This is a genomic window from Mycolicibacterium wolinskyi str. Jessa 2025, assembly GCF_049241375.1.
GTDB lineage: Bacteria > Actinomycetota > Actinomycetes > Mycobacteriales > Mycobacteriaceae > Mycobacterium > Mycobacterium wolinskyi.
This window is the reverse complement of sequence record NZ_CP185960.1, coordinates 2306763-2319483: the sequence shown is the minus strand read 5'-3', so window position 1 is coordinate 2319483 and position 12721 is coordinate 2306763. Positions and strand designations below refer to the sequence as shown.

Annotated in this window: 5 protein-coding genes; 1 reads left to right on the top strand and 4 read right to left on the bottom strand. The window is 68.5% G+C overall.

From position 1 onward, the window contains the following. Positions 1 to 682: 682 nt before the first annotated feature. Positions 683 to 907 (bottom strand): DUF3618 domain-containing protein, encoded by a 225-nt coding sequence (locus tag ACOI2T_RS11540; RefSeq protein ID WP_067847584.1) that lies wholly within the window; start codon positions 905 to 907, stop codon positions 683 to 685. Between the two features lie 105 nt (positions 908 to 1012). On the opposite strand from ACOI2T_RS11540, the gene bcp reads away from it, so the two are divergent. Then, entirely contained in the window at positions 1013 to 1486 is a 474-nt protein-coding gene (bcp, locus tag ACOI2T_RS11535) for a thioredoxin-dependent thiol peroxidase (protein ID WP_409501307.1), read from the top strand. On the opposite strand, the gene ACOI2T_RS11530 is transcribed toward bcp, so the two are convergent. The 3 genes from ACOI2T_RS11530 to ACOI2T_RS11520 form a co-directional block, all read right to left on the bottom strand. Continuing rightward, positions 1475 to 2812, bottom strand: a complete 1338-nt coding sequence (locus ACOI2T_RS11530) for a dipeptidase (RefSeq protein ID WP_409501306.1) — start codon at positions 2810 to 2812, stop codon at positions 1475 to 1477. The two genes, bcp and ACOI2T_RS11530, sit on opposite strands and share 12 nt — an antisense overlap. A 100-nt stretch (positions 2813 to 2912) precedes the next feature. Next, the gene (gene acpS, locus ACOI2T_RS11525) at positions 2913 to 3305 is read right to left on the bottom strand and encodes a holo-ACP synthase AcpS (RefSeq protein WP_067847591.1); all 393 of its coding nucleotides are present in this window, start codon (positions 3303 to 3305) and stop codon (positions 2913 to 2915) included. A 9-nt stretch (positions 3306 to 3314) separates the two neighbouring features. Beyond that, positions 3315 to 12548: a fatty acid synthase subunit beta domain-containing protein gene (locus tag ACOI2T_RS11520; RefSeq protein ID WP_409501305.1), complete on the bottom strand. Its 9234-nt coding sequence runs from the start codon at positions 12546 to 12548 to the stop codon at positions 3315 to 3317. Between the last annotated feature and the right edge of the window lie 173 nt (positions 12549 to 12721).

Genomic DNA, 12721 nt, shown 5'->3' with positions numbered 1-12721 from the left:
CGCGCCCAGCAAACTTCTTGCCGGGCACCCGGACTCGCAGATCACCCTAGCGGGTCGTCCCTGGCGGCCCGCAGGGAGGGTGCGGGTGCACTGCCCGACTCTCAAATACCACGGGTTCGCTGGCGTCCGTCGTAACCACCGGCAAAGCGACCGGGTGCGCCGCCTCTTCCACCGCGTCCGGATCATTTGCAGAGGACGCCTTTGGTTAAGTTCCGCCAGACAGCCATTGACACGTCATGGAATGTGCTGTTAACCGGCATGCCGTAAGGCAAGGTTTCGCGACATCCAAACCGTTGACGGTTACGTAAGTTACTGCATACAATGCGAGGCGGATTACATACGCTGGTCAGACACCAAACAAGCTGCTAAGATCAAGTTAGCTGAGCCCTGATGATTCGGCACTGTGCGGCAGTGATGCCGAGATACGAGGTATTAGCTGATGACCACCGCCGGGGGCGCTAACCCCACGCCGTCGTCAACCTCCTCCTTTGTTGCTGCAGGCCAGCCGCTCATGGTGCACAGCTGCCGACGCCTCGGACGCGTCGCCAATCCCCCGAGTTTCTCGCTGACCGACTGGCTGCTGCTCGGCAGACGGCGCTGAGACAAGATCGTCAATAACGACAACGGCCGGTGGCGGATCACACCGCACCGGCCGTTGGGCTAACTGCTGATTGAAAGATCGTCAGCGTTTGACCCGTCGGATCGCCACGACGACGACCAGAGCGCCGACACCCGCGAGCGAGGCCGCGACAACAGGTTTCTTGACGAACCTGATCACCGCCGCTTTGACGTCGTCAGCCAACCGCTGCGGGTTGGCACGCTCGGCCAGCGAGTCGACAGTCAACGCCAATTGATCGCGAGCCTTGTCGATCTCCTGCTTGATGGTCTCCGGATCGCGGTTCGCCACTGTTTGCTCCTCCAAGCCGCTCCATGTCGTGCTGCCCTGCCGCACTACCCTAGATCAGCCGGCACCGTGTCGACGGCACCGGCCGACAAGAAGGGATAACCGCGCATGCCGCCAACCCCCCGCCTGCAGGTGGGTGACACCGCCCCCGCGTTCAGTCTGCCCGATGCCGATGGCAACACCGTCAAGCTCGCCGATTACAAGGGCCGCAAGGTCATCGTGTACTTCTACCCGGCCGCGTCCACCCCGGGTTGCACCAAGCAGGCCTGCGACTTCCGGGACAGTCTCGCCGAACTCAACGGCGCGGGGCTCGACGTCATCGGGATCTCTCCCGACAAGCCCGCCAAACTCGCCAAGTTCCGCGACGCGGAGGGCCTCACCTTTCCGTTGCTGTCCGACCCCGATCGCGAGGTCTTGACGGCCTGGGGTGCATTCGGCGAAAAGACGATGTACGGGAAAACCGTTCAGGGCGTGATCCGCTCGACGTTCGTCGTCGACGAGAAAGGCAAGATCGAGGTCGCACAGTACAACGTGCGCGCCACCGGTCACGTTGCCAAGCTTCGTCGGGACCTATCGGTTTAGCCGCCCGAGCTTCTCCAGCAGCAGCGCCTCGGCCGTCGCCGCCCGCTCCAGCACGCCGAGGTGCAGGCTCTCGTTGATGCTGTGTGCCTGGGTGCCTGGATCTTCCACGCCGGTGACCAGGATCGTGGCCTGCGGGAAGGCCGTCGCGAACTCGGCGATGAACGGGATCGACCCGCCCATCCCCATGTCCACCGGATCGGTGCCCCACGACTCGCGAAACGCCGCGCGCACAGCCTCATACACCGGGCCCGTCGCATCGATCGCGTAGGGCTGACCGACATCGCCGGGGGTGACCGTCACGTGTGCACCCCACGGCGTGTGCTGTTCGAGGTGGCGGGTCAGCGCTTCCAGATGTGCGCGAGCGTCGCCGCCGGGCGCCACCCGCATGCTGACCTTGGCCCGGGCTCGCGGGATGAGAGTGTTCGACGACTTGTCGATCGGCGTGGTGTCGATGCCGATGACGGTGATGGCGGGCTTGGCCCAAAGACGTTGCACCACTGAGCCGGAACCGATCTGGGCGACGCCGTCCAGCAGACCGGACTCGTCGCGCACCCAGTCGTCACCACGATCGACGTCGGCCGCGGTCCCCTGGTGCAGGCCGGCGACGGCGACGTTGCCGTCGTCGTCGTGCAGGCTTGCCAGCAGACGCACGAGCACGCTCAACGCATCGGGCACCACGCCACCCCACAAGCCCGAGTGCAGGCCGTGGTCGAGCGTGGCCACCTCGACCACGCAGTCGGCCAAGCCGCGCAGCGATACCGTCAGGGCCGGGATGTCGGTGCTCCAGTTGTCGGAGTCCGCGATGACGATGACATCGGCGCGCAGCGCCTCTTTGTGCGCGGCCAGCAGGGCACCCAGCGAGGGTGAGCCGGATTCCTCTTCGCCTTCGACGAAGACCGTCACGCCGACCGGTGGCTTGCCGTCGAAGGCTCTGATCGCAGCGAGATGTGTTGCGATACCGGCCTTGTCATCGGCGGTGCCGCGGCCGTAGAGCCTGCCGTCGCGTTCCGTGGGTTCGAACGGCGCGGAGTTCCACTGCGTCGGATCGCCTTCGGGCTGTACATCGTGATGGGCATACAGCAGCACGGTCGGCGCCCCGTCCGGTGCCGGGTGGTGCGCGATGACGGCAGGCGCGCCGCCCTCGCTGACGATCCGGACGTCGGGAAAACCCGCCTCGGACAACAGCTTCGCCACTGCTTCGGCGCTGCGGTGCACCTCGTCGCGCCTGGCCGGGTCGGCCCACACCGATTGAATGCGGACCAGATCCTCCAGATCGGATCGCACCGACGGCAGTACTCGCTGCACCCGTTCCACGAGATCGCTCATGGTGACGAGCGTAGTGGGTTCCTCGTCCACCGCGAGCGACCGCAAAATGCCGGAAAACGCGGCGTGTCGGTGTACAGACACGGTCGCTCGCGGAGGGGGGTTAGGGCTCCTCGATGATGGCGACCGCGGCGGCGGTGTCGGCCTCGTGGGTGAGCGACACGTGGATGGTGACGCTTTCCAGGTGCTTGGCGATGTCGCCGGACAATCGCACCTTCGGGCGTCCCCACATGTCGGTCACCACCTCGATGTCGCGGTGGATCCCTTCCGGCAACGCCGGACGCTTGGAGAACCGCGAACTCGACCAGGCCTTGATGACAGCCTCTTTGGCCGCCCACCGAGCCGCCAGGTGCCGGGCCGCCGACGAACTCTTGTCCGCGGCGTCCCGGCGCTCACCTGGCGTGAACGTCTCGGCGAAAACCGTTCCCGGCCGATCCACCTGCTCGGCGAAATCCGGTATGGAAACCAGATCGATGCCAACTCCGACTATCGCCACGCACCGACCCTAGCCGACATACAGGTCGTCTTCGCCGAGGCGGGCGTCGACGTTCAGCAACATCGCTGCTTCCTGGCGCTTCTCCGGCACGTCGTGATCGAACCGGCGATCGGCGGGCTTCTCGTACATCGGGCGCCCACCGGCGATGGCCGAGGCCAACCGGCGCTGACCGGCCAGCGTGCGCTGCTCGGCCCGCTTGCGGTAGTCGTCGCGCTCCGCCGGATCCAGTGCCGCGATGAACGCCTCCGGGTGCACCAGTGCGATCAGACCCGACACGTGACCGAAGCCGAGGCTCGTCACCAGACCGGCCTTGAGCGGGAACTTGCCGCGCAGGTCGAGGGTCTCGCGCACCCAGACGAAGTGGCCGGAGGTGGCCAGCTCGTCGTCGACGCAATCCAGGCTGCGGTTCGGCGGGATGACGCCGTCGCGCAGGATCTGGCACAGACCCATCATCTGGAACACCGCCGCGCCGCCCTTGGCGTGCCCGGTCAGCGTCTTCTGGCTGACGATGAACATCGGCGCGCCTGCGGAGCGGCCCATCGAGTCGGCGAGCCGCTCGTGCAGCTCGGTCTCGTTGGGATCGTTGGCCAGCGTCGAGGTGTCGTGCTTGGAGATGACCGCGATGTCGTCGGCTCCGACGCCCAGCTTGGCCAGCGACCGGGCCAGCACCGAATCCTTGCCGCCGCGACCGGCGCCGAGGGCACCGAGACCGGGGGCCGGGATCGAGGTGTGCACGCCGTCGGCGAAGCTCTGCGCGTAGCCGACCACGGCCAGCACCGGCAGACCCATCTTCGCGGCCAGGTCACCACGGGCCAGCAGGATGGTGCCACCACCCTGTGCCTCGAGGAAGCCGAGCCGGCGACGATCGTTGGCGCGGGAGAACTTCGAGTCGCTGATGCCCTTGGCCCGCATCATCTCGGTGTCGGCGGTGGCCGCCATGTCACCGAAGCCGATGATGGCCTCCAGCGTCAGATCGTCGAAGCCGCCTGCGACCACGAGGTCGGCCTTGCCGAGGCGGATCTTGTCCACGCCCTCCTCGACCGAGACCGCCGCGGTGGCGCACGCGCCGACCGGGTGGACCATCGCGCCGTAGCCACCGACATAGCTCTGCATGACGTGTGCCGCAACGACGTTCGGCAGCACCTCCTGCAGGATGTCGTTCGGCTTGGCCCGGCCCAGCAGGTTGCCGTGGTACATGGTCTGCATCGAGGTCATGCCACCCATGCCGGTGCCCTGCGTCGAGGCCACCGAACTCGGGTGCACCCAGCGCATCAGCTCGGTCGGCGTGAAGCCCGACGACAGGAACGCGTCGACGGTCGCCACGATGTTCCACAGCGCAACGCGGTCAATGGAATTGGCCATGTCCGGGGTGATGCCCCACACCGTCGGGTCGAAGCCCGTCGGGATCTGGGCGCCGACCGTGCGCGACAGCTTGGTCTTGCGCGGAACCCGAATCTCGGTGCCCGCCTTGCGGATCACCTGCCAGTCGCTGGAGTCCGGCACGGGCCGGGCGACGGTGTGCTCGGGATCGAAGGACACGAACGCCCGCGCGTCGGCCTCGCTGGAGACCACGAACGAGAAGTCCTTGTCCAGGAACACACTCACCAGCAGCGGCGACGCGTGATCGGGATCGATCGCGCCGTCGTCGACGAACTCGCGGATACCGCACCGCTCCACGACGGCGTCGTGGTAGCGCTCCACGATCTCCGACTCGGGAACCAGCTCACCGGTTTCGGTGTCGTACCAGCCGGCCTTGGGATCGTCCTCCCACTTGACCAGGCCCGTCGTCCACGCCAGCTCCAGCACACCGGCCGCCGACAGCTCGCCCGAGACCTCCATCTCGAAGCGGGTGCGCGACGAACCGTACGGCCCGAGCTCGGCGCCGCCGACGATGACCACCAGATCGGCCGGGTCGACGTCGAGATCGTCCCAGACCGGCGGCGGAGCCGGATCGTAGCCGCGCGGCGGGGACGGCAGCGCGGCAATCGTTCCGCTTGCGTCGTCCTCATCCTCGACCTGAGCGGACCCCGACATTTCCTCGCGGGCCTTGGCAGCCAGCTCGGCCATGTCGATCTTGATGTCACCCAGACCGCCGGTCAGATCGGCCTTGATCGGCGAATTCGCCGCGGCCACCTTGGATTCCACCGTGCACAGGTCCAGCAGCATGGCCGCCATCTCCGCGGAGGTGTAGGTGGTCACGCCGGCCTCTTCGACGGCACTGACGATGGCGTCGTTGTGACCCATCAGGCCGGTGCCCTTGGTCCAGCCGATCAGCGCATGCGCGAGGCTGACCCGCTCGGCCCACGAGGCCTCGGCGCTCCACCGGTTCACCAGTGCGTCGAGCGCAGACTTGGACTCGCCGTAAGCACCGTCACCGCCGAACATGCCGCGGTTGGGCGAGCCGGGCAGCACCACGTGCAGACGCGACGCGATGTCGCGCTCGGCGCCGATCGTGGACAGCCCGCCGATGAGCCGCTGCACGGCCCACAGCAGAACCTTCATCTCCATCTCGGAACGCGAACCCACCTCCGAGAGGTCCCCGGCCACGCGCGGCGCGGCGAACGGGAACAGCAGGGTCGGGGTCTGCGCGTCCTTGAGGTGGATCGATTGCGGCCCAAGGCTTTCGATCTGCTCACTGCCGATCCAGTCGACCAGCGAGTCGATGTCGGAGTACGACGCCATGTTGGCGGGCACCACCCACAGCGTCGCGCCGAAGCGGGCGTTGTCGCGGTAGAGCTTCTTGTAGAACGCCAACCGGTCGTCGTCCAGCCGCGACGTCGTGGCAATCACGGTCGCACCGCCGTCGAGCAGTTGCCCGACGACCGCCGACGCGATCGACCCCTTCGACGCACCGGTCACCACCGCGACCTCGTCGGAATACCGACCGCTGCCGGGGTTTTCAGCGCCGGCCGCAATCCGGCCGAACAGCGACGCGTGGACGTTGCGGCCGGCCGCCAGCGACTTGCCCTGCCACCAGTTGGCCTGCGTCGCAACGACATGCCCGGCACCTTCGAAGCGCTCCGACAGCTGCGGCCACTGCTCGTCGATCTCGTTCTCGTCGGCGAGCCACAGCTTCACGAGGTCCTCGCGGGCGCTGGCCCAGCGGTCGTCGAACACGACGGCCTTCTTGGCGTCGAACGCGGGTGCGACCAGACGCGGCCAGTCCGAACCGAGTTCGGCGGTGACCAGGTCGACGAGTTCGGCGTCCGTCGCGGCTTCCGGCGCGCTGACGGCGTCGTCCAGGCCGAGCTGGCCGAGGACCAGCCGGGCCGCCGAAGCCAGCACACCGTCACGTCCGGTGACCTTCTCGGCGAACTCGCCGAGCGCGGCCGAATCGACCACACCGCCACCGGCACCGCCCGCCGACGGCAGCGACACCGACACCCCGCGCCGCGCGGCAACGGCTGCGACCGCGGCGTCGATGACCTTGTCGACACCTGCCGCGTCCGGCAACGCGCCGGCGTGCAGGCCGCCCAGATCGCCGCCGCGCACGCTGCTGCCCTCACGGGTGCCGAGCGCGACCTCGACGGTCACGTGCTTGGCCCAGCCCGGACCGAGCTCCCACGTCTTGGTGACGCGCTCGGTGATGTAGGCCGGACGCTTGCCCGACGGCCCGAGGACCGTGCGCAGCTGATCGTTGATCGCGTCGGACAGCACCGGACCGAACGGCTTGTAGGTACGGGCGAGCTTGCTCACCTGTCCCTTGAGCGCGCCGAGATCGGCTTCGGCCGCACCGTCGATCGCGCCGAGGTTCAGCTCGGAGCCCAGGTCGACCAGGAGCTGATTACGCCGTGACGACGCACCGTCGGTGATGGACTCGATGGAGTCCAGCGCCTCGATCTGATCGATGCGCATCTTGGCGCTCAGGGCGATGAGTCCGACCGTGGCATCGGCCGCGTCGAACACGATGTCGTCGGGGCGCGGGCCTCCGGACGGGGCGGCCGGAGCCGCCACGGGAGCCGGTGCTGCCTCGGCAGCCGGAGCGGCTTCCGCGGACGGGCTTGCCGGCTCTTCCGAGGCCTCGGGCTCAGGCTCGGGATCGGTGTCCGTGGCGAACAGCACCGCGGCGTCGCGCTCGCTGTTGAGCACCTCGACCGTGCTGTGCGAGTACTCGGGCAGCTTGAGCGTGTTGGTCGCGAGACCGGCCACGGTGGGCGCCGACTTCACGCCGATCTCGACGAACCGCTCGACACCGAGACCGCCTGCGGCCTCTTCGATGAACAGCAGATCCTGCGTCTCGATCCAGCGCACCGGGCTGGCGAACTGCCAGGCCAGCAGCTCGATCACGATCTTGCGGCACAGCTCGGCCGGCTTCTCGTTCCGCCAGGTGTCGTAGTCGGCGAGGATCTCGTCGAGCGGCTCGGCGGGCACGAGGTCCCGGATCTCCTGGATGAAATCCTTGTCCAGCGTGAACGGCCGGGGCACCAGGTTCGGGATGTACTTGCCGATGATCAGCTCGGGATCCTTGTCCCGCGGCATGACCCGCTCCAGGCTGCGGCGGAAGTCGGCAACACCGACCCGCAGCACCGAGGAGTGGAACGGCACGTCGATACCCGGCACGAGGATGAACGACCGCTTGCCGCCGGTGATTTCGCGACGACGCTCGATCTCCTCCTCCAGAGCCTCGAGCCCGCGCACCGTACCGGCGATCGCGTACTGCGAACCACGGAGGTTGAAGTTCACGATCTCCAAAAACTCGCCGGTGCGCTCGGAGATCTCGGCGACGAAGCTCTTGACGTCAGCGTCGTCGAGGTCGATCTGGCTCGGCCGGATCGCGGCCAGCCGGTAGTTGGAGCGCCCGAGCTCGTCGCGCGGCACGATGTCGTGCATCTTGCCGCCGCGCGCGAACACGACCTCAAGCAGTGCCTCAAGCTCGTACACGCCTGACACACACGCCAGCGCGGTGTACTCGCCGACGGAGTGGCCGCACGCGATCGCGCCCTCGACAAAGGCGCCCTGCTCGCGCATCTCGGCAACCTGCGCCGCCGCCACGGTGGCCATCGCGACCTGGGTGAACTGCGTCAGGTAGAGCACGCCCTCGGGGTGCTGGTAGTGCACACCGGATGCGATGAGGCTCGTCGGGTTGTCACGCACGACGTGCAGCACGGAGAACCCGAGGGTCTCGCGGGTGAACTTGTCGGCGCTGTCCCAGACCTTGCGGGCAGCCTTGGACCGGGCGCGGACCTCCATGCCCATGCCCTTGTGCTGAATGCCCTGTCCGGGGAAGGCGTAGACGGTCTTGGGCGCGGCCAGCCGTGCGGTCGCGGCCATCACGAGCTCGCCGTTGACCTTCGCGGCGACCTCCAAAACCTCTGCGCCGACGTCGATTCCGACGCGGTCGACGCGGAAGTCCACATCGTCGCCCGGCTTGACCATGCCGAGGAACCGGGCGGTCCAGCCGACCAGCTTGGCAGGCGGGATCGGCTTGCCGTCGGTGGCGGTCACGACGTGCTGAGCGGCTGCGGAGAGCCACATGCCGTGCACGATCGGCGATTCCAGACCGGCCAGCAGTGCGGCCGCACGGTCGGTGTGGATCGGGTTGTGGTCACCGGACACGACGGCGAACGGCCGCATGTCGACGGGTGCACCGATCGTGACGTCACGCCGGCGGCGGCGCGGGGTGTCGGTCGCGTTGTCGGAGATCGCGCCACCGGCCCGCACGGGGTCGGTGAGCTCGGCCTCGCCGGTGCGGCCGCGGATCGCGAACCGCTCCTCGAGCTTGGCGAGCTCGGTGCCGTCAGCGGAAGCCACGGTCACCGAAACCGGGACCACGCGTCCCACCTCGGTGTCGGTGGCAGCCGAAGCCGTTGCGGTGACGGTCAATTCGGCCGGCTCGGTCGGCAGCGCCGCCAGCAGGTGGGCGGCGTGGTCGAGGTGCACCAGGCTCAGCAGACCCTCGACGACGGGGAAACCGCTGTCGGTCACGGCCGACCCGATCGCGGCGAAGACCGCAGGCCAGCAGCGGCCGACGAGCGCGTCGGGAACCACGGTCAGCGTCGGCGCCAGCGGGGCGCCGAACGTCGCGGTGACACCGGTGTGGTCGGCGACCTGCTCGGGATCCCACGCCACGGTGACCTTGGCGGTGCCGTCGGCAACCGGCGGCAGCGCATCCGGTCCGTCGACCCCCGCCGCGATCGCCAACACCGCACGCATCGCCTGCGCGGCGTCGTCGACCTCGACGATCGGGGCACCGCCGCTGCGGATCGCGTCGGTGAGGGTGAACCGGATCTCGATCCACGTTCCCGAAAGCGGCACGCTCAGCACGACGTGTGAATCGTCGGCGACCTCGAGCCGGGCGCCGGTGGAAGCGTTGGTGGCCGAACGGTTCTCGTTCACCTGCCACTCACCCGGCGCAGCGATCCGGTGCACCGGGTTGACGGCCATCCGCCCGGCCCACAACACATCTGGGGCGTCGAGCAGCACGGCCAGCGGCCCGGTCACATCGGTGCGGCCCTGGCGGCGCGAGATCACCGGCTGGGGATCACCGTTGGTGGACAGCACCTCGTCGATCGCGGCCTGCTCGAACCGGTCGAGCAGCTCGCCGACGGGCTCGTCGACACGGGTGATGCCCGCGACGGCAGCGGTACCCGGGATGATGCAGACCTGGTCGGCGTCGTAGCGGGCGTCGTGGGCCTGCCACAGCGAGTCGCTGCGCCACCACCGGCGCACGTCTTTGTCGATGACCGGGACGAAGTTGACCGGCTTGCCGAGCGTCTTGCAGAGCTCGACGAAGAACGGCACATCGGCCGGGTGCAGCTGGACCGATGCGGCGTCGGGGTAGGCGCCCACCAGTGCGGTCAGCGCGGCCTTCGGGTCCTCGAGCAGCCGCTCGTCGTCGAAGAGCGTTTCGATCGGACCGAAATCCTGTGCGTGCAAACGTGCTTCGGCGCGCTTGAGCATCTGCTCGAAGCGGTCCCGCCACGTGATGTCGAGCCACGGCGAGTCGGCGCGCTTGGTGTCGGCGGTGCTGCTGCCGTCGCCGATGGCCAGCTCGACGTAGCGGCGCAGCCACTGCAGGTAGGTCATCTCGGCGACGTCGCCGAAGTACGGCTTGGCCGTGTTGGCCATCGCCGCGATGATCTCGTCGCGCCGTGCGGCGACCGCGTCGGCGTCACCGGCGACCTCGTCGAGCAGCCGACCGCACCGCGATGCGGTGTTGTCGATCTCGTGGATGTCGGCGCCGAGCTGACTGCGGCCGGATGCCATGCCGTTGGCGGCTTTTCCGGCACCCACCCACGCCTCGGTGCCCTGGGTCTCCACGAGGAGCTGCTTGACCTGCGGGCTCGTGGTGGCTTCGAGCGTGGCCATGGCGGCCGTGCCGACGAGGATGCCGTCGATCGGCATCAGCGGGTAGCCGTGCGTGGCCGACCAGCGGCCGGACAGGTACTCCGCGGAACGTTCGGGCGTGCCGATGCCGCCGCCGACGCAGATCGTGATGTTGGACCGCGACCGCAGCTCCGAGTAGGTGGCGAGCAGCAGGTCGTCGAGGTCCTCCCACGAGTGGTGGCCACCGGCGCGGCCGCCCTCGATGTGCACGATCACCGGCTTGGTGGGCACCTCGGCCGCGATACGGATGACCGAACGGATCTGCTCGACGGTGCCGGGCTTGAACACGACGTGGCTGATGCCGATCTCGTTGAGCTCGTCGATCAGCTCGACGGCCTCTTCGAGGTCCGGAATGCCCGCGCTGACAACGACGCCGTCGATCGGGGCGCCGGACTGGCGGGCCCGCTGCACCAGGCGCTTGCCGCCGACCTGCAGCTTCCACAGGTACGGATCGAGGAACAGGGTGTTGAACTGGATGGCACGGCCGGGCTCCAGCAGGGTGCCCAGCTCGGCGATGCGGTCGTTGAAGATCTGCTCGGTGACCTGGCCGCCGCCGGCGAGCTCGGCCCAGTGACCGGCGTTGGCCGCCGCGGCCACGATCTTGGCGTCGACGGTCGTCGGCGTCATGCCGGCGAGCAGGATCGGGGACCGTCCGGTGAGTCGCGTGAACTTGGTGGCGAGCTTCACCGAGCCGTCGGGCAACGACACCACGGTCGGGGCGTAGCTCGACCACGGGCGGGCCACCTCGGGCACCGCACCGACGGTGAACAGGTTGCGCTGGCCGCCGCGGGTCGCGGCGGGCACGATGCCGATTCCGAGGCCGCGGATCACCGGCGCCGTCAGACGGGTCAGGATGTCGCCGGGACCCAGATCCAGGATCCAGCGGGCGCCGGCCTCGTGCAGTTCGGTGATCTCGTCGACCCAGTCGACCTGGCTGACCAGGATCGCCTCGGTCATTTGCCGGGCGAGCTCGACGTCGATGCCGACCGCCTCGGCCCAGCGGCCGACGATGTCGATGCCATCGGACAGCCGCGGGGTGTGGAACCCGACCTCGACCTGAACCGGATCGAAGACCGGAGCGAAAACGGCGCCGCCGCGGACTTTGCTCTTGCGCTCGGCCTCTTCTTTCTCAGCGATCTGATTGCAGTAGAGCTCGAAGCGCGACAGCTGCTCGGGTGTGCCCGTGATCACTACCGAGCGGCGGCCGTTGCGGATCGACAGCACCGGGGGCAGCACGGTGCGGACGTCGGCGGAGAATTCCTCGAGCAGTTCGTAGATTCGCTCGGGCTCGGCGTTGGTGACCGACACCATGGGCGGCCGGTCGCCGAGCACCGTGATCCCGCGGCGCCGGGCCACGAGGGTGCCCGCGGCGCCGATCAGCTGAGCCAGCGCAAGCAGCTCGACGTCCTTGGCACCCTTGGCGGCGAGCGCCTCGACCCCCAGCACGCCCTGAGAGTGTCCTGCGACGGCGACCGGCGGGGTGGCGACCAGATCCATGCCCTGGCGCGCGAGCGCGCGCACGGCGGCGATCTGGGTCAGCAGCACGCCCGGCACCGACACGGCGGCCGAGGTCAGCTGCTTGTCGGACGGCACCGGCTCCTCGGCCGCATGCGCGCGAACCCACTGCAGTGGCTCGAACCCGATGGGCCGGACGACGACGAGCTCCTTGGCCACCGGCTCGAGCAGCAGTTCGGCCTCGCCGGCCAGGGTGGCCAGTTCGGCTTCGATGCCTGCCGAGGACACGAGTTCCTCAAGCGTCTCCAGCCAGGCGCTGCCCTGGCCGCCGAATGCGACGGCATACGGCTCGCCGGCACTGAGCCGATCGACGAGTGCGTGGGTGGCTTCGGTCTGCGAACCGTCAGATCCGGACTCGTCGCTCCAACCGGCGGACACCCGGTCGTGTTCGTAGATCGTCACTGGCGCTATCTCCTCGTGCTGCTCTCGTTTTGTCGCGTCTGCCTTGTCGCGTGTCTGCGTGTGTCTGCGGCGTTGTCTCAGGGGGCGGCCTTGCTCCCCGGGCGTCAGGCCAACGGCGATTCAGCGTCGAATCCGGCGGGGCGAGGTCCGCCCGGGCGTGGGTGGGTTCCGCT

Bases quoted from the DNA above. Each gene is read 5' to 3' on its own strand.
- bcp (WP_409501307.1), top strand. From the start codon at position 1,013: ATGCCGCCAACCCCCCGCCTGCAGGTGGGTGACACCGCCCCCGCGTTC.
- ACOI2T_RS11530 (WP_409501306.1), bottom strand. From the start codon at position 2,812: ATGAGCGATCTCGTGGAACGGGTGCAGCGAGTACTGCCGTCGGTGCGA.